The sequence below is a fragment of the Clostridium sp. AN503 genome (assembly GCF_040719375.1).
GTDB lineage: Bacteria > Bacillota > Clostridia > Lachnospirales > Lachnospiraceae > Brotaphodocola.
The window spans coordinates 477,795-501,001 of record NZ_JBFDTP010000001.1 but is presented as its reverse complement, the minus strand read 5'-3'; the positions used below and the strand labels follow the sequence as shown (position 1 = coordinate 501,001).

Below are 23,207 nucleotides of genomic sequence, written 5' to 3'. Positions count from 1 at the left end.
GTTTTTGGTTCGGCGCACATATCTCTGCCTCTGAACAGGCGCGCGCAGATTTGTGCTTAAAATGCGCAGAACGTGCAGCGGATTTGGGGCGTTTTCCGAGGTTTGTAACCGGTTTTGATACCGCTGCATGTTATAATATGGAATAAAATATGGGATAAGTCTGCCCCTGCGGCAGGGCCTACATAAAGATTATGAATCCAGATATTGAGAGGGAGATGTATCGCTATGAAAGAATTTTTTGCAGGTATGTGGACACAGGAGAAAAAGGACTGGGCGAAGCGCAGACTGGCGGCGTTGCTGTGCGCGATACTGGTCATACAGGCTGTGTTACCTGCACAGCCTGCGTTTGCTGCATCCGTACCGGAAGCGGATGATGCAAATGTGATCGTGCTTCAGGGCGATCCTGAGGCTGCGTTTGACTATATCCGCGCAAAAGTGGGTGATAAGATCGGCTCCGGAGGAGACAGCCTTTCTCTGTATTTCTATTTTGGTATGAACGATGAATACCGGGATGAGCTGCTGGCTGAGTATATTGAGAACGGGACTTTGATCGACGCCTATGATTTTGAGCACAATGACGCCTATAAAGCCCTTTATACGGAGTTCGGCGGAAGCTATGACAACTATCTTCTGGGGCAGAGCGGCCTGAAGAACCCGGAGTTCACCTGCACGGTCAACGAGGGGCTTCTGGACGTGGCAAAGATCCGGGAGTATCTGGAGAGCAACTCGGACATCGTCACCACCAGGGGTGATAAGATCGGAACATGGGAGATCGAGAACACCGCGGACGGACCGCGCTTCAGGATCATTCTGAACAACCTGATCTACAACCGGACCAACATCATTGCCAATAAGGGGATCCAGCTCAGCCTGCTGGAGAGCTATGAGCCGGGGACGGATGTAGATGCGCAGCCGGGTGCAGGCAATGTGGATATTGAGATCACGGTCAACGGGGAAGGAACTCCCACCGCCACAGATTCCAACTATGAGATGGAGAAGTTTGCGGATATTTCCGGGGAAGACCCGTCAGCGATCATTTATACGGTCATGGCATATGCCAGCAGCTCCAATGCGGAAGCGGCTGCGGCGGTGGCGACCGGCAGCAATACCTTGAAAGCGACCAGGTCCAACCTGGCTATGGATACATACGAGGACGAATACGATGAGGACGAGGAGGAGATGGAGCCGGATTCCAGGGATATGGATCTGATCTATGACCTGGAGGTCCCGGTGCAGTCCCATATGGTGAGGACCCGCGCGGCAGCTGCGGACGGGACGGTCGTGGCGTCGGACAGCAACCTGATCGGCAAATACATTTCAGACACCATTTCCGACGGGCTTTTGCTGGATATGGTGGAGATCAGCTATGACGGTTATCACTGGGAAGAATTGAGCGTCAGCGAGCTGGGCGGCTATGACAGTTGGGAGGCCTGTCTGGAGGAGAATGGACGGAGCTTTTTCTACCAGATCGAGGGGGCGGACGGGGAGACCGACACGGAGGACGCGGTGGTGCAGACCTTTGGGGTCCGTTTTCACACCAGACTGTCCGAGGCGGGCTGGCGGGAGTATGCCACAAAGGGAGAGCTGCACAAGGTATTCCCCAACCGGGCGGTGCTTAAGGACGAGGACGAGGTCACCACACTGACCACCTCCAATAAGGTGGAACCGAGGCTGGACTGGAGCAGCATCTTAGAAAAAGAAGGGCTGCCTCTGGATGTAAATGGGAAGGTGTATCAGTGGAATATCGATATCAGCACGAAGTTTTCCGATGGGGTTCAGCTCTATGCGGTCGATTGCCTGAAGGACATTGGGAATACTCATAACTATATCTGGGAGGACCCGTCTTATCCGGTCACCATTATCCGGAACGGGCAGAAGGAGACCCTGGAGGTGGAAGTCCTGACGCAGGAGGAGCTTCTGGCAGCCGGAGCGGAACATATTGATCATGAGCATATTACCATAGATGATATCCAGACGATCCTTGGGGAACGGTACCTGGACGGAAAAGTTTACATTTACGAGTATGATGATCAGGAAGGCCCGGAGGATGGGGCGCAGGAGGCGAAGCGCGCGGCTGTGATGCTGATCCCGCTGGACCAGTACCTCAACGGCGACAGCAGGATCACTTATTATACGGATATCACCAAAGCCAACGAGAATGGTTTGAATTACAGCACGAAGATCGAGAACTCGGTAAAAGCAGTCTGGAGATGGAATGAAGGCGAAGGCCCCGGGATTGGAACCGGAGACGGCAGCGGCGATCCCTTTGGCAGCGTGACCATCAAGAAAGAGTATGAGATCGATGTAAAGCCCGTAGGCAAGGAAGGCGTGCGCTATGATGAACTGACCAATCTGATCACCTGGGAATTTGAAGTGAACCGCCCCGGCGTGGCTCTGGATGAGCTGTGGATCGAGGACGCCCTGGTTGCAGACGACAGTTCCTGGGCGGGCGTTGTGAAGGACGGCGAGGATCTTGTGCTGACCGGATATGACCGTACTCTGCCGCCTTCTCCGGCGAATCGGACGATCGATACGGAGCCAAACGGTAAAGACCTGCTTGTGCCTTATGAGCCGGCTGCGGCTGCGGATCCTTCCGCATATGCAGCTCAGAATTATTATACGTTAACCGAGGCGGATGGAAAGCAGATCCTGCTGATCCATCTGTACGGGGTGAAGGCGGAGGATTATTACAAGTTCCAGGTCCAGACTTATGTGGAAAACCGGAACTATGCGGTGTCCAGCCTTGTCATTGAGAATACGGCGGAGTACTGGGGGACCAGCGGTGACCAGACGATCGAGAGACACGAGGTGACGGCAAAACAGCCGATCACCCATACTCTGATCGCAAAGTCGGCAGAGCCGTTTACCGGCGGCGCCGGAGAGAAGTATCTCTATGATTATGAAAACAATACGGTGCAGTGGAAGATCCGGATCAATGAAAAGGGCCTTCCCATCGACAATGCGGTGATCACGGATGATCTCCCGCTGGGCGTGACCTTCCCCCATAGCTGGGAGGGGGCTGTGACCGGTGCGGTCCGCGTGAGCGGCGCTGCATCCTGGAACGGAACCTAGATTCCGGGGACGGATAATGGAGCTGCCGGGACGATTGTATTTGAAGACGGGATGCAGATCGAGGTACAGGTGACTGAAGGCGCGGCTCCGGCAGATAACGGGAAACCATACAGCAAGGATACTTTGACATTTACCTTCAAAGATGAGGAAGGAAATGCACAGCGGATCAACCACAAATACGAGATCACCTTTATCACCAGCCTGGATGAGGATTTCCGCCGGGAGGTGGTAAAGAGCAACCGTGTTACGAAGCTGGTAAACCGTGCAAAACTGGATGGTTCCATCGACGGCCGCCCGGTTGATACCGGATGGGTGACAGCGGAGAATGAGGCTGTGCCGAAGCCTCTTGTCAAGGAAGGAAGCTATCATGGCAAGACAGGCGGCAGATACGAAACATATAGTTATCAGTACTATGATGAAAATGATGTGCTGCAGACCCAGGAGGTCGAGGCGGCATACTTCAACTGGACTGCTTATGTAAATCGGACCGGCGCGGATATGCTGGGCGTAAAGATAAGCGACCAGGTGGAGGACTGCTTTGAACTGGTGGATGCATCCATCAATATCTATACAGTTACTCTGGATGCGAAGGGCGAACCGGTTCCTGGCTCGGAGCAGATGATCGTAAAGAACCGCAAGCCTTATGATGGCGCGGCGGCGCTTACAGACCTCACTGCGGACGAATCCGGGTTCAGCTTCCAGATACCGGAGGACTACAGAAACAGCGTTTTAAAGATCACCTTTGACACGGTCCTGGTGGATGATGCGGTCGCATCAGAGATGACCAACCGGATCACGGCGGAGGGCGATGGATGGAAGGACAGCTCTGAGGAGGCCACAGACAGCAAGGCAGACGACTTCCGGATCGAGGATTATGCACAGGCGGAAGGCATGTTCTTCCTGCGCTTGGTCAAGTCCAGTGACACTACGGATGCGCTGGCTTTGAAGGGCGCGGAGTTTAAACTGACCCGGATGACGGCAGATCTCGGGGCAGACCGCACGGAGCTTAAGAACTGGAGAGAGACCTCCTCTGTAAAGACCAGGACCACCAATGCCCGGGGCGTTTTGAACTTTATGTTCCTGCGGGCCAATGAGATGTATAAGCTGGTGGAGGCCGTTCCGCCGGTGGGCTATGACAGGACAGAGAAAGAATGGTATGTGATCATTTGCCCGGAGGAGGGGACCCGGTTCCCGAAGGATGATACCTTGACGGTTGACGGCAAACCGGTGGAGATCCTGATCGAGAAGGATAAGAATTATGTCAATACGGGGATCAAAAACTCTCCAAATGGTCACCAGAACACGACCAACGACCTGAAACTGAAAAAGCTTGGTCAGAACAACCAGGCTCTTGCAGGCGTAGAGTTCGGATTGTATCTGGACAACAAGCGGGTGAATGCCGGGACGACCAATGAAGAAGGCATTCTGGAGCTGGCTGATCTGGATCCGTTGAAAGAGGGCAGATATTATCTCCTGAAGGAGACGACTCCGAAAGGATATGAGAAGGCGGCGCCGATCCGGGTGTATGTGACCGCAGTGAAAGATACGGTCGGGCATGATAAATACACCATAAAACTGACCAGGACAGACGAAAACGGTAATGAAGAACCGATTGAAAGTCAGATCGCTGAGGAAGGCGGCGCATGGCTGATCACAAATGAGGCGATCCGCCGCAGCGGTTCCTTTGAAAAAGTGGACCAGAACGGCGACCTGGTGACGGGCTTTGACGTAACATTTGATGTTTCCCGGCGCGGTTCCGGCGGCTTTAGTGATGCTGGAGACGACAATTATACGGTAGTTATGGCGCCGCAGGGCGACGGCGCTGACGAGTACAAAAGTTACAAGGTTCAGCCAACAGTCACCTCGGAAGATGGCGTTGTCCGTTTCAATGAGTTCTATTATGGCTATTACAAGCTGACAGAGCAGGGCAACGGTGACAGATTGCTGTCCACAGCGAATCCGATCTATATCCTTGTCAATAAAAAGGGTATGTTTGCACTGCCCGCAGGGGAGTATGACGATACGGAAGCCGTTTCTCTTGACGACAGCGCCTATACGGTCAATCTCGGCGATGCAGGCAGCTTGATCGTGGAGAATAATCTGAAATGGGGACTTGTCCAGGTCAATAAGGCGGTCGGCAAGTATGAGGCTTCTGAGAATGGAGCAGGCAGCGAGACTGCGGAGTTGGATAAAAATGGCAACCCGGTCCCTGTAAGCGGAGCGGTATTTGCCATTTACCGTGATAAGAATGGTACGCAGGAAACAACCCCGATGATGCATGTAAAGACGGATGAAGACGGTCGCTTTATCATGCTGGATGCGGATGCAGGGAAGTATCAGTGCTTTGACCAGAATGGCAGCGCTGTAAAAGATGGAAATAAAGCAACCAGCAAGGTGCTTCCGGTTGGCAGCTATTATTTGCAGGAAGTAAAGGCGGGGGATGGTTCTTACCGTGTGAATGGAGGGATCTGCCCGTTTGAGATCCAGGCAGGCAGCGGTGAAGGTGCGGATTACAAACCGGCTGATACCGTAGTGATCTCCACCAATGCGCAGGGTGAGCCGGTGATTTCGCAGGATCCGGATGACCTGTTCCTGAATATGCCGGTCCGCCGGGGCGTCAATCTGAGAAAGGTAGACAAAAACTATCCAAACAAGCTGAACCTGAATAATGCGGAGTTCCATGTCTACGACAGCACAGGTAAGGATCTGATTGCGGAGCTGATCTATGATGAGAAAGCAGACGCGCCTGAAGCAGACAGAAAATACGTGCTGAAGCCGATGGGAACCATTGACGGCTGTAAGCTCTGCGAGGGTAAGGCGGCTGCGGTGAACAAAGATGGAGTCCCTTATCTGGCGCAGAGCAAAGACGGCAAAGCTTATGAGCTGCTGACGGGTACTTATATTGTAAAAGAGACAAAGGCGCCGACACTTGTTGATAAGGCTGGAACGGAGTACCCGGGCGTATATCCGGAGCTGACCGGGAATCCGGCGAAAGCAAGGCTGGTTGTCACGGCGCAGGAAGAAGCAAAGCTGGAGAGTACAAATGGAAGCGCCATATATAGAGGTAAATATGGGCTCTGGAACCAGGCAAAAACAGGATCATTTAAGGTAGATAAAAAAGTACTTAAGCTGGCAGGCGGCCAGAATACAAATGAAGGCCAGTATTCCTATGAGCAAAGCCTGGCGGGATTTCAGTTTAAACTGACGGCTCTGGAGCTGATGCACGGAGCGGTGCCGGTGGATAAGAGTAAGGACTTCTATACAAGAACGACCGGAGAAAAAGGGCTGGCTACTTTTAATAACATCCTGATTGGAACATACCGCCTGGATGAAATTGACGTACCGGCCGCCTACAGATCCGGCAATGAATGGCTTGTGCGTAAGTTGCCGTCCATCTATGTAAAAGTAGAGGCCGATCCAAACAAAGCGGCTGCTGTGGTAACTTACTATTCAGACGATAAGTTTGAGAACCTGTTAGGCGTGCAGCCGTCAGATATACCCACGGATCAGTCGGATGTTTTTGACAAAAACAATGCAGCCAATGACCTGGCGGCATACAACAGCCTGAAGCTGGCTGATATTGAGGGCAGCAAGGAAGCAGTGTTTGGCGGCGGCGGGCAGCAGGCCAGCCTTGGGTCACTGGCAGGAGCAGAGTTCACCCTGACCCATAAGACGCTTGGTTACACCTTCAAGTGCACGACGGATGCGGATGGAAAAATCAGTTTTAAAAATGTTCCGTATGGCCAGTATACCCTGTCCGAGACGAAAGTTCCGGATGGCTATCAGAAGATGGCGGATATGGAGTTTGCAGTGGATTCAAAAACGGTTATTCCTGCTGAGGCCAACGGAAAACCGGACAACGGAGATCCTGCTAATGGCGGAATCTACCGGATAAACCGTAACACAGCGGGCGAAAGCCAGCCGCTAAAGAACAAGGTCATCACAGCCGATGCCAGGTTCAAAAAGGTAGACCAGAACGGAGATGTGATCACCAGCGATGATATGGAGGCGAAGTTCAAAGTCACCCAGACAGAGACTCCGATCGCAAATCTGGCAAATGGACCGTTTGAGGATGAAGAGAACCCGGGTCAGTATACGAAGGAAAAAGTTTTCTCCATAGATAAAGACGGCATCCTGAACATCACAGGACTTCCCTACGGAACCTACGAGGTACAGGAAATGGCAGAATCCGTGGATGGGAAGCTGGATGATCTGGCTGGCCTGGCGCACTTTATACTCACCGTTGAAAAAGGGAGCGATGTGAGTGGAGACACTGCGGGAACAACTGCTGCAGGTATAAAAGTCACTGTAAAGAATTATGTGGATGGCAATGCTGTTTCCAGATTCTTCAAGAATGCTTTTGACGCCGACAGCAACGGCTGGCATATAGACGGCCTGAAACCGGGTGGAACAGCAGATTTCGCCATTACCGATGCCAACAGGCCGCTTATGACCAATGTTTTGAAGTATGGTTTTGTGGCGATTCAGAAGGTCCGCGGCGAGCAGACCGGAGACGGAAGCTATAAGGCAAGTGAAAAACCGGTGGAGGGCGCGGTATTTGAGATCTACCAGGCAAAATCAGACAGTGCCAGCGGCGTTACGAAGGGGGCGTTGTATCTTACACTGAAGACTGATGCAGAAGGGAAGTTCCCGGCGCCGGATGCAGATGGCAGATACCAGGATGCGAAAGATCTTGATGTGAAAAAGGCTCTGGTGGCAGGAGAATATATCCTGAGGGAAAATGGAATCGAAGATAGCGATGCCTACCAGATTCCGGGGACCGGGGAACCTGCGCTTGAGATTGCATTTACCATAACCGGAAGAGATACAACCGTCTGGTTTGGCACAGACACGCAGCATCGATTGACTGCAACGGCAGTTGATACCAATACCGGCGCTGATACGGATATTACCTTTATGAATATCCCGAAGCGCGGAACCCTGCATTTCACGAAGGTAGATGCGGACACGGGCGCAGCGTTGGAAGGCGCGGTATTCGGCGTCTATGACGGTGAAAGCCTGGTCGCTTTTGCAGAATACAATGAAAGCGAGAAAGATTACCGGATCGTCACAGGCGGGCGGGCTTTAGAGCTTGCCGCGGCCAACGGGGGCTGGACCCTGACGGCGGAGAGATCAGATCAGTCCGGAGCCATTCCGTACACCTCCGACAGAGACGGTATGGGCTGGCTGCTGGAAGGCGACTACACCATAAAAGAACTGAAAGCGCCAAGCGGCGACTACAGCCTGCTGGATGAGGCTATTCCGGCACAGATAACCGATGGCAAAGTCACTGCGGTGAACAGCAGCGGGTCGCCAGCAGGTGTTGTGACAAACAGGATCCAGAGAACGGTGGCGGCGCTGACCTTTAAAAAGCAGGTAGAGGAAAATGCCTACCGCCCGGACGTAAAGATCGACGGTTTCGCCTTTGTATTAAAAGGCGATCCGTCCAACAGCCATGAGGCGTGGAAAGAGCAGCATTTTACCATCAGCGGGGACAGCGGCGAAAACGGCGCTTTCCGCATTGAGAATATTCCGGTTGGAACCTACACGCTCTACGAGCAGAAACCAAAAGAGGATGCATATCAGGGTTTTGACGGCAGGACAGAAGTAAAGCTTCTTGATATCATCGTGACGGCGGATGATACCGGAACCCCGAAGGTAGAGATCATAGTGGCGGATACAGCGACCGGAGCGGAGCCGGACGGCGTCCATGTGGAAGTGACCCGGGATGAAAGTGGGAACGATGTGGTCACCGGAGCCCGGATCACCAACAACTGGAAGACCGGAACCATCACCGGACACAAGGTTGCCCAGGCAGCGGGTGTGAATGAAACGACTGAAGTGCCGCTGGAAGGGATCTATTTCGCACTGTATGAGGCGGAGGATGCTAAGCAGCCGATCGCCGTAACAGGCAATGACGGAGCAGGCGGCACCGATGAGGTGAAATACCTGGCAGTGACCGATGCGGATGGAAACTTCCGATTTGAAAATGTACCGTACGGGACCTACTGGGTAGGCGAGTACGGCACCGCAGACGGGAAGACGCCGGAAGGCTATGCTGAAAACAGGACGCGCCACCAGGTAACGGTTGGCAGTCATGGCGAAACAGTAACGGTCAGGGACAGCTTTGTCAATGAACGCTTAAGAGGAACCGCTGTGCTGGATAAAGTATCGGCGGCAGACAAAGACAGCGACGGAAATCCCGTGAAGCTGTCGGGCGCGGAATTCACGGTATATACCAATGAGGGAAGCGCGGCAGCGCCTGTTATGGGGACCAAAGTAGCGTATCTGACAGAAACGCCCGATGAGCCTGGGCATTATATCCTGAACAATAGAAACGGGGCGGGAGATGAGCTGAATGAAACGGTGCCGTCAGGCAGGACCGGAGCAGGTCTTCCTTACCTGGAATATGACCATGCGGGCGGGACATTCTGGCTGGCATATGGCGAATATGTAGTGGCAGAGACCAAAACCCCGGCGGGCTATCAGCCGGATGTACGGAAGCTGTCAGGCCGGAGCCTGATCACAGGAACGCCGGAGGCCAATCTTTTAAAGCTGCATCCGCTGACCATAAGCGGAGCCCAGGACCAGGTGTGGTATATTGGAAATGACAGCACGTCGGCAAAGCCGCAGGTATTTGCCAACACCAGGAACCTTGCAGAGCTGAAGGTCGCAAAGCTGAAAGAGCTTCCGACCTATAACGGCGCGGAGAGTAAGTTTGAAGCAGGAGCAGGCTTCCGGTTCGCAGTCCGCGGGACCGTTGAGGACCCGGGAGTACCGGGAAGCAGCGAAGGACTGGATCTGATCGATTATCTGGAGCGTGTCGGAAGGACAGATCTGGATCGCCTGGTCGAGACAGATCCTGTGACGGGAGACAGGCGGGTGGTGATCACTTCCGGTGATACCGGGCTTGCAATACTGGCGGGACTGCCTGCGGGCGTCTACACGGTAGAGGAGCTTGTGGAGGATTCGGACGGCTACAGCTATCAGCCTGCCCACGATGACAATGCGAAGCGTCAGGTGAAGATCGGATTCAGCTATAACACGGAAACGGGGAATTTTGACCCGTCCTTTGCGTGGAGCTGGATCCAGGATGGAAGCGCGGCTGAGAGCGGAAGCGCTTCTGTGGATGTATTTAAGAACCATTTGAAACGGGGGACCATACAGGGCCGGAAGGTCGCGGCAGACAATGAGATGGTTGGACTGGAAGGTGCGGTGTTCGGGCTTTATACGGATGAAAGCTGCACGGAGGACAGCAGGGTCATGACGGCGACCAGCTCCAATGCATCCGCTCCTTCGGGTGGATTTGCCTTTGAACAGGTACCATATGGAACCTATTATATTAAAGAGATAAAAGCGCCTTCTGGTTATGTGCCGTCCACCATGCAGTACCGGGCAGTCATAACGGCGCAGGGAGCGCATGTGACCCGGGGCTATGCCGATGGGGAAGCGGCGCTTAAGGATATTGTATTTACCAACAGCAACAAATGGGGCAGTGTTCAGCTGACCAAGAAGTCGGATGACGGGAGCGGTGTGGCAGAGCTGATGCCGGGCATGGCGGAATTCACCGTATATGCGGATGAAGACTGCACAGAGGCAGAGGCGGTCGCATATCTAAAGGACGGCGACCGGGACGGCGTGTATACGCTGGAAAACGGAAGCGGCCTGAAACAGACCGTGAACGGAGTCAGATATTTACAGCGGGACGGAGGCGGTGATCTGAGGCTGATCCAGGGAACCTACTGGCTGAAGGAGACGAAGGTCCCGGACGGCTACGAGGCGGAAATGGATGGGAGCAGTCAGAAAGCCTACCGGTTTACGATCCACAGCGAGGACCATGAGACCGTGCAGGAGCTTGGCGCTGTCATCATCTCCAACAGTGGGAATGACGCAGATACAGCCTTCTACAACAGGCTTGCCCTCGGCGGATTTACGCTGGAAAAGACCATCGAGACATCCAGGCCGGACGACCTGGCCATGGCAGAGGAGAAAAAGCCCGGCACAGGATTTGTATTTGAGATCACAGGCAGGGATGCGGTTGCGGACAGTGCGAAGAAGATCGCAGATATCCCGACTCTCAGGATCAACGGGGAAGCGGCGGAAGCGGAAAACATGACCGCAGACGGCGGCATCCGTGTGACGACAGATGAGGACGGCAGAGTGAAGCTCAGCGGACTGCCGGTGGGAACTTATATTGTGACAGAGGTAGACGGACCGGACTACAGCCTGTATGCCGGTACGGAACCGCGCAGGGTAGAGCTGACACAGAGCAGCGACAAGGCGCAGCTTTTGACAGAGTATGACGGTGAGGATGCTGATCCGGAGCATGATACGCTCCAGTTCCACAACAGCCTGAAGCGCTATGATATTGCAGGGCAGAAGGTCAGTGACAGCGGCTTAGCCTTAAAGGGCGCGGAGTTTGGCCTGTATTCAGAAGACGGGAAGGTGCAGTACCGCACGGCGGTAAGTGCAGAGAACGGCAGTTTTGTTTTTGCCGGAGTACCGGTTGGAGAATACGTGGTAAAAGAGGATAAAGCTCCGTCCGAAGCATACACGAAGGATGATACGGAGTACCGGGTATCGGTTCAGGCCGGCATGGATACCACTGCGGAGATCCAGGTGAGCGGGCAACCGATCGTCAACACTTTAAAGCGCGGGAACATTGAAGGGCTGAAGCTGACGAACAGAAAAGCGCCTCTTGCAGGAGCTGTCATAGGGCTGTTTGCAGCGGATGTCACGGAATTTGTGGAGGCCAATCTGTACGACGGCAGGACGGCAGTCTCCGGGGCTGACGGAAGCTTTATGTTCCGGGATGTTCCGTATGGGACCTACCGGATCGCAGAGATAAAAGCGCCTTCCGGATATGGACTCAATAAGATGACAACATTTGTGGTGAGGATCACGCAGGATGGAGAGACGGTGAATACCGGACTCCTGGCTGTGCCGAACCGGGAACCGGCAGATGCAGAGTCAGAGATCGTGATCATAAACAGCAGAAACAGCGGCGGCGGTGGAGGCGGCGGTGGCGGTTCGAACACACCGGGAGGCTCCACAAGCCCGGGAGGACCGGGAGATGGACTGCCGGTACCAGATCCAAACGGTGAGATGCTGGTGACGATCAATGAAAACGATGTGCCTCTTGGACGCTTCATGATCCCCATTGAGGATGAAGAAGTACCGCTGGCGCTTCCAAAGACAGGAAACAGCGGCATTCCGGCCGCCCTGCAGGCGGTTGCCCTGCTGGGGTCCCTGGTGGGAGCCATGTTCTTGAGACGGCGGAAAAAGGATGATGAAATAATGTAGTGCAGCAGGAGCCACTGCCGGGCGGGCAACCGCCTGTGCGGCGGCTCTTTTCAATGCTGTGGAATTATGGTATGATTTTAATGTTATAGGAATAAAAGGGGATGAGTATGGACGAATTCCGAGTTATATGTTATTGTATTTCCCATTTCAGCATGATGTGTTTTTTACTGGCGTTCACACAGCGGCGATACTCCATGAGAAAGACCGTTGGAATCCTGCTGGCAGCATTTGCCATGCTGTCAGGGCTTGAGATCCTGCATGATTTTCTTGACAGCAGCGAACAGGCATATTCGATCATTGTGATACTTCAGATCCTGATCCTGCAGAGTGTCACGCTATTGATCTCGGAATACCGGGATTTCCGCGCATTGTTTACGGGGCTGATGTCCAGCAACTACGTGCTCCCGGGAGTGATGAGCAGCGTCTATATGTATGTTTTGACGGAGTGGATGCAGGCATCGGTGGTCTATGAGATTTTGATGAATGCCGCTTTATTGTGGATGCTGATCTATCTGCTGCGCCCTGTTTATTTGGAAATCCAGAGGGAGGGCAGGGGTGAATGGATGAACATGTGCCTGATGCCTTCGCTCTTCTATATATCTGCCCAGGGGCTGGATCTGGTCGCCAAGGGAAGCGGCAAACCTATGAAAGCGATGCTGGCGGTGATGTTTTTTCTGGCGACCATGTATATCGCCTATATCCTGGTATTCCGGATGATCGGAAAGCTGTACCGGGAACAGCAGACTGTGCGGGAACGGGAGATATTGAAAGCGGGTATCCGTGCGCTGAGGCATGAACTGGACGAGATGAGGGAGACGGAGAGCAAGATCACAGACCATGTCCGAGATAAACAGCGCCTGATCCGGATCATGCAGGGCCTGATGGAGAAAAAGGATTATGACGGGATCAATCAGATGTTGGAAGAGATGCAGGAGATGACAATGGTATCCTGTCCGGTCCGTTATACGCACAATGCGGCGGTCAACGGCGTCCTGGTGTCCTATGCGGCGGAGGCGGCCTCCAAAGAGATTGAGTTCGCAGCCCGGCTGGAGCTTCCGGAAAAACTGCGGGTCAACGACTGGCAGCTGGCGGTGGTCGTCGGCAACCTGCTGGACAATGCGATCCGGGCATGTGAGGGAACGGAAAAGGATGCTCTCAGACGTATCCGGGTGACGGCCCGGCAGAGGCATGGGCAGGTGCTGATCGAGATCAGAAACACCTGCGGGAAGAAGATTGTTTTCGATCCGGAGACCGGGCTGCCGGTGTCGCAAAGAGGAGAGGGTCACGGGATCGGCATGCACAGTGTTGCATATTTTGCTGAGAAAAATCAGGTAACGTTCAGCTGCGGCGTCCAACGGGGAGAGTTTTTTGCCCGGATATTGATATAAAGGAGATTGCTCATGAGCCTGCAATTACTGGTTGTTTATGGGATTTCCCATTTTTTTTTGGCCGCGTTCATGCTGGTCTTTACAAAAAGACGTTACAGCTTGTGGATCACCGCAGCCGTACTGTCAGTTACCTATATCCTGGTGTTTATGCTGGAATTTTTGCGTTACCGGCTATCCGGGATGGGGTATACCTGGCGGTTTACCATGGTGATCGCCAGCCTGGTCAGCATAAGCGGTGAACTGATCGTTTCACAATACCGGGACGGGCGGGCAGTGTTTACGGCTTTCCTCGGAGGAAGCTATATCATGTGCGGCGATATGATGGCCAAGATCCTCCTTTCGGTGAATGCTGTGACCGCGGTGGTATTTGCGGCAGAGATCGTCTGCCATGTGCTGCTGCTTTTCCTGCTGATACGTTTTCTGCTGCCGTCCTATCGTAAGCTTCAGCAGATATACCGGGCGGAATGGGGGCAGATCACCATAGTCCTGGTCATGTTTTACTGCGGGGTATACCTGCTGTTTGACTGCTTGAAGCGTCCGGATGTCACGGCCCTTCATTATATGATGCCGTTAGCCTATCTTTTTACGATCTATCTTCTGATCATACTGATGTTTCAGATGCTGGGAAGGCTGAAGCAGAAAGAATTGGAAGACCGGGATCAGAATGTTCTCGGGGTCTGTATGGAAGCATTGAAGATGGAGGTTGACCAGATGCGCCGGGCTGAGCGCAGGATTGCGGAATATAACCATGACAGCCGTCATTTTGTCCGGATGCTGAGAGGCATGATGGCTGAGCAGGATTACGAGGGTGTGGAGCGGACGCTGGCGGAGATGATGGACATGCCTGACATGGCGCAGATAAACCGTTATTGCAGGAATATCCCGATCAATGGGGTGATCTCACATTATGTACGGCTGGCAGAGTCTCAGCAGATCCAGATGACCGTGGAGCTGGAGCTGCTGCCGGATGATCTGGGCGGCAATGACTGGGGGATCGCTATGGTACTGGGAAATATTCTGGAGAATGCCGTCTGTGCCAGCAAAAGCCTGGAAATGCCGGACCGCAGACGGCTTCATGTAGTCGGACGCCAGGATGGGAAAGAGACATTGCTTGAGATCCGTAATGTTTTTTCGGAAGAGGACCGGTATCTTCGTGGGGCGAACCCTCCTGTCCTGGGAGACAGAGAAGGGCGCGGACTTGGTATCAGGAGCCTGGCTGGTCTGGTGGGGCAGTGGAAGGGGACGCTGGAATACGGCGTGGAAGACGAGTGGTTTTATGTAAGGATCCGGATATAATGACAGCGTTCAGAGGGTTTTCCGGGATGACAGACAGTGATCCGGGTTATGATAAGATAGAATGAATAAAAGTAAATGCAGGTGATTATGGAATTAAAGTATACCATAACCGGGCGGGAAGCCCGGATCGACAAAATAGAGGAAGTGGGAGCGGTCGTTTCCGTACCTGAGGAGCTGGAAGGCTGCCCGGTAACGGAACTGGGCGCTTATGTGCTGTCAGGCAGTGATGTGGAGGAAGTCCATCTGCCGCCGAATTTAAAAAAGATAGGCGCTTACGGCTTTTATGAATGTGATAAGCTGCGCCGCATTTACTGTTACAGCCGGGTGACGGATCTGGGAGCGGGGCTGTTTGCCGGAGTGCGGAGTGTGGAGCTTTTGGATATCACGGAATTTGAGGGGGAGAAATCCTGTTTTCAGGACATGCTCTCGGAGCTGCGCCAGACATTGCGGGTGCGGTTAAGGCCGGCGGAGAGCGGAGCAGGCCGGGATATGCATTGGACGGAGGACGGCGCGGGCCGGGCTGGGGATCTGGCGGAAGCCAGGCTGATCTTTCCGGAATACTTCGAGGAATCGGTGGAAAATACTCCTGCCAGGATCCTGTTTATCGAGACTCATGGCTGCGGGCACCGTTACCGGTACTGTTTCGCCAACCGGCAGTTCCAGTATTTAAGCTATGATGAACTGTTCCCCCATGCCAAAGTGCAGGAGCCGGAGGAGCTGGTGACGGAGCTGGCGCTGGGGCGGCTGCTGTTTTCTGCGGGGCTGTCCGAAGCGCACAGGGTGATGTATCTGGACTATGTGCGGGAGCACTGGCAGACCGCAGGGAGGCTTCTCATAGGGGCGGATGGCTGGAACCGCGGCGCGGTGACGAATCTGGAGCCGGGCGGCTTGCCATGGCTGGTGGAATCGGTGCTGTCTCCTGAAAAGACCTTGGGGATGCAGTTAGAGACTCTGATATCCATGGCGCAGCAGGCGGGCGATACGGAGATGGTCAGCTGGCTGATGGATTACCGGCACCTGATGCAGACCGGCGCAGCCTGTACCGGCACGGGAGAGGAAGGCCTCCCCGGTCAGCAGAGAAGGAGAAAGAAAAGATTTGAATTATAGAGTGAATAATAGCTGCCATCGGCAGCAAAAGGCGGTGGGACGATGATCGATCCGGTGAGACACCGGCAGTTAGAAGAACTAAATATGGTGGAGCTGTGCACCCGGGTCCTGTCAAATTCCAGAAATGAGCTGTACTTAAACATGCGCTATCTGGATATTTCTCTGAGCAGCCTGGGGTTTGAGGCGGACCCGGAGTGCCGGGGGCTGGGAACGGACGGCTTTCTGATCTACTATCATCCGGACTATCTGGGCAGTCTGTACCGGCGGGGAAGGGTCTTTGTGAACCGCTCGTACTTACACATGGTATTTCACTGCCTGTTCTGCCATATGGATATGCGCGGCGGACGGGATGTGCGGATGTGGAACCTGTCGTGTGACATTGCCGCAGAGTCGGTGATCGACGGGCTTTACTTAAAATGCGTCCATGTGCCGCTGACCCCGTTTAGGCGGGACTGGTACGGACGGCTGCGCGGGAAGCTTTCGGTGCTGAATGCGGAAGGGGTGTACCGGGTCCTGTCGGGGATGGATCTGACGGAAACGCAGCGGGACCGGCTGGAGGCGGAATACTATGTGGACGACCACCAGTACTGGGAGCTGCCGCCGGATGCGCCCCAGACAGCCATGATCCGGCAGAACCAGTGGAGCGACAACCGGGATAAGGTACAGACCGAGATGGAGACCATGGGCAACCAGCAGGACGAGGAGTCCAAAAGCCTGCTGGAGCAGGTGCAGGTGGAGAACCGGGAGCGGTATGACTATAGGCGGTTCCTGCGGAAATTTTCGGTCCTCCGGGAGGAGATGCAGGTGGATGAGGATTCCTTCGACTATGTGTTTTACACTTACGGCCTGTCCCTGTACGGGAATATGCCGCTGGTGGAACCGCTGGAGTCCAGGGAGATCAGCCGGGTGGAGGATTTTGTGATCGTGATCGACACGTCCATGTCCTGTTCTGGTGACCTGGTCCGCAGATTCCTGGAGGAGACCTATGATGTGCTCAGCGAGGCGGACAGCTATTTTAAAAAGACCTGCATCCACATCATCCAGTGTGATGAACAGGTGCAGGATGACCGGCTGATCACCAGCCGGGAGGAGATGGAACGCTACATGGAGGACTTTACCATCATCGGGCAGGGCGGGACGGATTTTCGGCCGGCCTTTGAGCATGTGGACCATATGGTGAAGCAGGGGGCGTTCCACCGCCTGAAGGGATTGATCTATTTTACGGACGGGGAGGGGATCTACCCGGTAAAGCGTCCGGTTTATGATACAGCTTTTGTTTTTGTCAAGGACCAGTACACGGATATTTCCGTGCCGGCCTGGGCGATGAAGCTGATACTGGAGACTGAGGAGATTATGACAGAATGAATATAAAACGAGCAAAACAGGAGATCAAGGACACCATTGCGGCATATCTGCAGAGGGACGAATACGGGATGTACACGATCCCTTCCATCCGTCAGAGGCCGGTACTGCTGATCGGGCCTCCCGGCGTGGGAAAAACCCAGATCATGGAGCAGATTTCCCGGGAATGCCGGATCGGGCTGGTGGCCTATACCATCACCCATCACACCAGGCAGAGCGCCATCGGCCTGCCGTTTATCCAGCACAGACAGTATGGGGGAAGGGAATATGCGGTGACGGAATACACCATGAGCGAGATCGTGGCATCCGTTTATGAGAAGATTGAACAGACGGGCCTTCCGGAAGGGATCTTGTTTATCGACGAGATCAACTGCGTGTCGGAAACCCTGGCGCCCACCATGCTGCAGTTTTTGCAGGGGAAAACATTCGGGAACCACAAAATCCCCGATGGCTGGATCATCGTGGCGGCAGGGAACCCGCCGGAATACAACAAGTCTGTCCGGGAGTTTGATATCGTGACCATGGACCGGATCCGCCGCATCGATGTGGAACCGGATTTTGGAGTGTGGAAGGAATATGCGGTGCAGGCGGATATCCATCCGGCTGTCCGCGCCTATTTGAATGTACGGCGGGAGAACTTCTGCCGGATCGAGACCACAGTGGACGGCAAGCTGTTTGCCACGCCCCGCGGCTGGGAGGACTTATCGCAGCTGATCCAGGTGTATGAAACGCTGGAGAAGAAAGTGGACCGGGAGCTGGTGGCTGAATATATCCAGTTTCCGAAGATAGCGAAGGATTTTGCCAATTATCTGGAGCTTTATTACAAGTACCAGGATGACTATCAGGTGGAGCGGGTGCTGGCGGGAGAGATCTCCGAGGCGGCAGTGGACAAGCTGGAACGGGCGCCTTTCGATGAGCGGATCAGTGTGGTCGGCCTGCTGCTCTCCGGCTTGAACGGAAAGTTCCGCCAGGTCAGTGAGACCGGGGAGATGCTGGAGCGGCGGATGGATGTGCTGCGGAAGGTGTTGGAGACAGGCGCGCCGCAGGAGGCAGATGCGGCGCAGGATGGCATGATGCCGGGAGCAGGTATGGAAAAGAGCAGCGCCGCCTCCGCGCATTTTATGCAGGAATTCGCCCGAAGGATCGATTCCTTCCGGGAAACCTGGGAGAAGAGTCGGGAAAACGGGCTGTTGTCCAGAAGAGAGCTGCGTCTTGACCGGGCAGTGACTGCAAAGCTGGAGGCAGATCTGCAGGAGCTTCGCAGACAGGACATCCGCACGGAGGAGGAGGCAAAGCAGTTTCTCCGCGGCAGGTTTGGCGCAGACAGCGACGGATACGAGAACCTGGTGGACGAAGCAGGAAAGATGCTGGAGCATGGCTTTGATTTCATGGAAGCGGCATTTGGGAACAGCCAGGAGATGGTACTGTTCGTCACAGAGCTGAACACCGGATTTTACAGTGTGGAATTTTTGCAGGAATATGACTGCGACCGGTATTACCGGTACAATAAGGAGCTGCTGTTTTCAGAGGAGGAGCGGGAGCTTGGAAGGCTGCTTGACAGACAGGCGTGAGGCGTGAAGCCGGCCTGCCGGAGAGGCATAAGTATGGGAGGATAAACAGATGGAAGAAGTGTTGACGACAATGAAGAGCTGGACGCCGGGGCTGATGAGATTTGGATACCGGCTGCTGATCGCTGCGGTGATCCTGTTTATTGGCACCCGGGTGGTGCGGATCGTCCGGCGGATACTGAAAAAGACCTTTGAGCGGACGGAGCTGGACTTAAGCGTTGCCAGGTTCCTCATATCCGTAGCAGATGCGGGGATATATGCCCTGACGATCTTTATTGCTGCGGATCAGATCGGCATACCGTCGGCGTCGATCATCGCCCTGCTTGGTTCTGCCGGTATTGCCGTGGGCCTGTCCCTTCAGGGCAGCCTGGCAAATGTGGCGGGCGGGATATTGATCATGCTGATGCGTCCCTTTGGCGTGAAGGATTATATTATCTACGACGGCATGGAGGGAACGGTGGAGAATGTGGGGCTTGTCTACACAACCCTTGTGACTGTGGACAACAAGAAGATCACGATCCCCAACGGCAGCATTTCCAATGGAGCTGTGGTCAATGTGACAGCCCAGGAAAAGCGGCGGGTGGATATCGAGGTGGGGATCGGATATTCTTCTGATATGAAGAAGGCAAAAGAGATCATCCGCCATATCTACGAGAGCCATCCTCTGATCCTGAAGGAAGACGGGATCACGGTATATGTGGGAGAGTTGGCGGACAGCGCGGTTGTGATCGGAGGCAGGGGCTGGACGAAGACGTCGGATTACTGGACCGTGCGCTGGGCTGTCACCGAGAGCATCAAAGAAGAATTTGACCGGGCCGGCATCGAGATCCCGTTCAACCAGATGGAAGTTACCATACGGAACGAGCGGGGATGAGACGGGCTGACGGAACTCCGGGGGATTGAATTGGAACGGGGAAGGGATCGATCAGAGATAAAACATCAGAAATAAACAATAGCGGCAGCCAGGCAAATTTCCAGGCTGCCGCTATTGTTCTCTGCAAACATGTATGTACAACTATAAAAAATATTAATAAAAAGTACAAAACAGTATTGACAAATGATAGAGAAAAATGTATAGTTGTATTATCAAAAACAGAACGGATATAAGCAATAATAACAAAACGGCAGAATGAAAGTTAGTGTTAATAGGTATTGTGCGCAAAATATGACAAAAAATACATAAATAATTGCGCGCATTCACGTTCGTACAAAATTGCACAGTCGTGCAAGTTGTATATACAAAAATATATATCCTGGGAGGGAAAATCATGAAACGAAGAATTCTCAGTATCATCCTCGGAACAGCAATGACAGCAGCACTGCTTGCAGGCTGCGGCGGTTCACAGACAGCGGCTACGACGGCAGCGGCACCTGCAACCGAGGCTCCGGCAGCGGCGGGAGACACCACGGCGGCAGCAGCGGCAACAGAAGCGGCGAAGGCAACCACCGAAGGCGGCAAGGTTGGCGTGGCGATGCCGACCCAGTCCTCTGAGCGCTGGATCAACGACGGCGCCAACATGAAGAAGCAGCTTGAAGGGCTTGGCTATGAAGTAGATCTTCAGTACGCTGAGGATGACGTGCAGATGCAGGTTTCTCAGATCGAGAACATGATCGCATCCGGCGTAAACTGCCTGGTTATCGCATCCATCGACTCTTCCGTACTGGTAAACGTGGAGGAGCAGGCCAAGAACGCAGGCATCCCGATCATTGCTTACGACCGTCTTCTGATGGACACCGATGCAGTATCCTACTATGCAACCTTCGATAACAAGGGTGTTGGAACCGCCATCGGCGAGTACATAAAAGAAAAGAAAGAACTGGACAAGGCCAAAGCAGAAGGCAAGTCCTACACCATCGAGTTCTTCATGGGCTCACCGGATGACAACAACGCACTGTTTCTGTACAACGGCCTGATGGAAGTGCTCCAGCCGTATCTGGATGACGGCACTCTGGTATGTGAGTCCGGCAGAACTTCCTTTGAAGATACCTGTATCTTGAGATGGTCCCAGGAGACCGCACAGCAGAACTGTGAGAACTATCTGACCGGTTTCTATGCAGACAAGAAGCTGGATATCTGCGCAAGCGCATTTGACGGTTTCGCATATGGATGTAAAGCAGCTCTTGAAGGCGCAGGCTACAAGGTTGGCGAGGACTGGCCGCTGATCACAGGTCAGGACGCTGAGCTGATGGCAACCAAGAACATCATTTCCGGTTATCAGACCATGTCCATCTACAAGGACACCCGTCTCCTGGCTGAGAAGTGCGTAACCATGGTACAGGCAGTTCTTGAGGGAGCTGAGCCGGAGATCAACGATACCGAGCAGTACAACAACGGCAAGATCGTGGTTCCGTCCTATCTGTGCACCCCGGTTGCAGTAGATAAAGACAACTATAAAGAGATCATTGTGGAAGGCGGTTACTACACAGAGGAACAGCTGGCACAGTAATAAAACGTATGGACAGGCGGCGGCGTAGGTACCGCCGCCTGTTTCATAGTACGGAGGATACAGGGGTTTTGCGTGCAGGACTTTCTGTTGAAAATAAAGAGAAGGAGTTGAGAAGATGTCCGATTATATCTTGGAGATGAATCACATCACGAAGGAGTTTTCCGGAGTGAAGGCGCTGGATGATGTGAACATCAAGGTGAAGCGCGGCGAGATCCATGCGCTCTGCGGGGAAAACGGAGCAGGCAAGTCCACCCTGATGAATGTGCTCTCGGGAGTCTGGCCTTACGGCAGCTACACCGGCGATATTGTCTACAACGGCAATGTGTGCCAGTTCCACAGCATTAAGCAGAGTGAAGCGAAGGGGATCGTCATCATCCACCAGGAGCTTGCCTTAAGCCCGTACATGTCCGTTTCGGAAAATGTATTCCTGGGGAACGAGCAGACCTCGGTAAAGGGCGTGATCGACTGGACGAAGACCCACAAGCACGCGCAGGAGATGCTTGCCAGGGTGGGCCTGGAGAACGAGAACTTAAATGCGCCGGTCAGCAGCCTGGGCGTGGGCAAACAGCAGCTGATCGAGATCGCCAAGGCCATGGCAAAAAAGGTAGAGCTCCTGATCCTGGACGAGCCGACCGCGGCTTTAAATGACGAGGAGAGCCAGAGGCTTTTGGAGATCATGCTGGATTTAAAGAAACATGGCATTACCTGCATCATCATCTCCCACAAGTTAAACGAGATCAGCTATGTGGCGGATTCCATCACCGTGATCCGGGATGGGAAGACCATCGAGACCCTGGACAAAGAAAAGGACGATATCAGCGAGGACCGGATCATCAAAGGCATGGTGGGACGTGAGCTGACCAACCGTTACCCGGAGCGCAAGTGCGCGATCGGGGATACGATCTTTGAGGTCAACAACTGGAATGTCTATCATCCGGACGACCCGGACCGCCAGATGATCCGGGATGTGAGTTTCCATGTAAAGGCGGGAGAGGTTGTAGGCTTTGCGGGCCTGATGGGAGCGGGGCGGACCGAGCTTGCCATGAGCCTGTTTGGAAGATCCTACGGGCAGAAGATCAGCGGCCAGGTGAAGATCAACGGGAAAGAGGTCCACTTAAAGGACGTCCGCGACGCCATCAACAACAAACTGGCCTACGTTTCAGAGGACCGGAAGAACTACGGCCTGGTGCTGATCGAAAGTATCAGGGGGAATATGACGCTGGCAGCGCTGCGCAACTTTTTCTCCAAAAACGGCGTGGTAAACAGCAATGACGAGATCGTATCGGCAGAAGAATACAAAAAGAGGATCAATATCAAATCAAATTCCATCAATCAGACGGTAGGCTCCTTATCAGGAGGAAACCAGCAGAAGGTGGTGTTAGCCAAATGGATGCTGACGCAGCCGGACGTGCTGATCCTGGATGAGCCGACCCGCGGCATCGACGTGGGCGCCAAATATGAGATTTACTGCGTGATCAATGACCTGGCAAAAGCGGGCAAGGCGGTCATCGTGATCTCCTCCGAGCTTCAGGAGGTTATCGGCACCTGCGACCGGATCTATGTCATCAATGAGGGCAAGATCACCGGGGAGCTGTCAAAGGATGAAGTATCCCAGGAGCGGATCATGAAGTGCATTATGCAGGATAATGGAAAGGATGAGTGAG

General features: G+C 53.8%; 10 protein-coding genes. All 10 read left to right on the top strand.

Annotated features, from left to right (window positions below):
• Positions 1-225: 225 nt before the first annotated feature.
• The 10 genes from AB1I67_RS02055 to mmsA all read left to right on the top strand — a co-directional run bounded on the left by AB1I67_RS02055 (position 226) and on the right by mmsA (position 23,206).
• On the top strand, positions 226-3,072 hold the full coding sequence (locus AB1I67_RS02055; RefSeq protein WP_367028159.1) for a hypothetical protein: 2,847 nt from the start codon (positions 226-228) through the stop codon (positions 3,070-3,072).
• 51 nt (positions 3,073-3,123) lie between these two features.
• Positions 3,124-12,375, top strand: coding sequence for a SpaA isopeptide-forming pilin-related protein (locus tag AB1I67_RS02050; protein WP_367028158.1), 9,252 nt, complete (start codon positions 3,124-3,126; stop codon positions 12,373-12,375).
• A gap of 194 nt (positions 12,376-12,569) precedes the next feature.
• The gene (locus AB1I67_RS02045) at positions 12,570-13,763 is read left to right on the top strand and encodes a GHKL domain-containing protein (protein WP_367028157.1); all 1,194 of its coding nucleotides are present in this window, start codon (positions 12,570-12,572) and stop codon (positions 13,761-13,763) included.
• A gap of 12 nt (positions 13,764-13,775) precedes the next feature.
• Complete coding sequence (locus AB1I67_RS02040) at positions 13,776-15,059, top strand: GHKL domain-containing protein (protein ID WP_367028156.1); 1,284 nt, start codon at positions 13,776-13,778, stop codon at positions 15,057-15,059.
• Positions 15,060-15,146: 87 nt separating this feature from the next.
• Positions 15,147-16,166 carry a leucine-rich repeat protein gene (locus AB1I67_RS02035; protein ID WP_367028155.1) on the top strand — a complete coding sequence of 340 codons (1,020 nt, stop codon included), beginning with the start codon at positions 15,147-15,149 and terminating at the stop codon, positions 16,164-16,166.
• A gap of 42 nt (positions 16,167-16,208) precedes the next feature.
• On the top strand, positions 16,209-17,531 hold the full coding sequence (locus tag AB1I67_RS02030; RefSeq protein WP_367028154.1) for a VWA-like domain-containing protein: 1,323 nt from the start codon (positions 16,209-16,211) through the stop codon (positions 17,529-17,531).
• Complete coding sequence (locus tag AB1I67_RS02025; RefSeq protein ID WP_367028153.1) at positions 17,528-19,099, top strand: AAA family ATPase; 1,572 nt, start codon at positions 17,528-17,530, stop codon at positions 19,097-19,099. The genes AB1I67_RS02030 and AB1I67_RS02025 overlap by 4 nt, the downstream gene beginning before the upstream one ends.
• Before the next feature lie 49 nt (positions 19,100-19,148).
• Positions 19,149-19,970 (top strand): mechanosensitive ion channel domain-containing protein, encoded by an 822-nt coding sequence (locus AB1I67_RS02020; protein WP_367028152.1) that lies wholly within the window; start codon positions 19,149-19,151, stop codon positions 19,968-19,970.
• 394 nt (positions 19,971-20,364) lie between these two features.
• Positions 20,365-21,543: a multiple monosaccharide ABC transporter substrate-binding protein gene (gene chvE, locus AB1I67_RS02015; RefSeq protein ID WP_367028151.1), complete on the top strand. Its 1,179-nt coding sequence runs from the start codon at positions 20,365-20,367 to the stop codon at positions 21,541-21,543.
• A 115-nt stretch (positions 21,544-21,658) separates the two neighbouring features.
• Entirely contained in the window at positions 21,659-23,206 is a 1,548-nt protein-coding gene (mmsA, locus tag AB1I67_RS02010) for a multiple monosaccharide ABC transporter ATP-binding protein (RefSeq protein WP_367028150.1), read from the top strand.
• The last annotated feature ends 1 nt before the right edge of the window (position 23,207 follow it).

Bases quoted from the DNA above. Each gene is read 5' to 3' on its own strand.
- AB1I67_RS02055 (WP_367028159.1), top strand. From the start codon at position 226: ATGAAAGAATTTTTTGCAGGTATGTGGACACAGGAGAAAAAGGACTGG.
- AB1I67_RS02050 (WP_367028158.1), top strand. From the start codon at position 3,124: ATGCAGATCGAGGTACAGGTGACTGAAGGCGCGGCTCCGGCAGATAAC.
- AB1I67_RS02045 (WP_367028157.1), top strand. From the start codon at position 12,570: ATGAGAAAGACCGTTGGAATCCTGCTGGCAGCATTTGCCATGCTGTCA.
- AB1I67_RS02040 (WP_367028156.1), top strand. From the start codon at position 13,776: ATGAGCCTGCAATTACTGGTTGTTTATGGGATTTCCCATTTTTTTTTG.
- AB1I67_RS02035 (WP_367028155.1), top strand. From the start codon at position 15,147: ATGGAATTAAAGTATACCATAACCGGGCGGGAAGCCCGGATCGACAAA.
- AB1I67_RS02030 (WP_367028154.1), top strand. From the start codon at position 16,209: ATGATCGATCCGGTGAGACACCGGCAGTTAGAAGAACTAAATATGGTG.
- AB1I67_RS02025 (WP_367028153.1), top strand. From the start codon at position 17,528: ATGAATATAAAACGAGCAAAACAGGAGATCAAGGACACCATTGCGGCA.
- AB1I67_RS02020 (WP_367028152.1), top strand. From the start codon at position 19,149: ATGGAAGAAGTGTTGACGACAATGAAGAGCTGGACGCCGGGGCTGATG.
- chvE (WP_367028151.1), top strand. From the start codon at position 20,365: ATGAAACGAAGAATTCTCAGTATCATCCTCGGAACAGCAATGACAGCA.
- mmsA (WP_367028150.1), top strand. From the start codon at position 21,659: ATGTCCGATTATATCTTGGAGATGAATCACATCACGAAGGAGTTTTCC.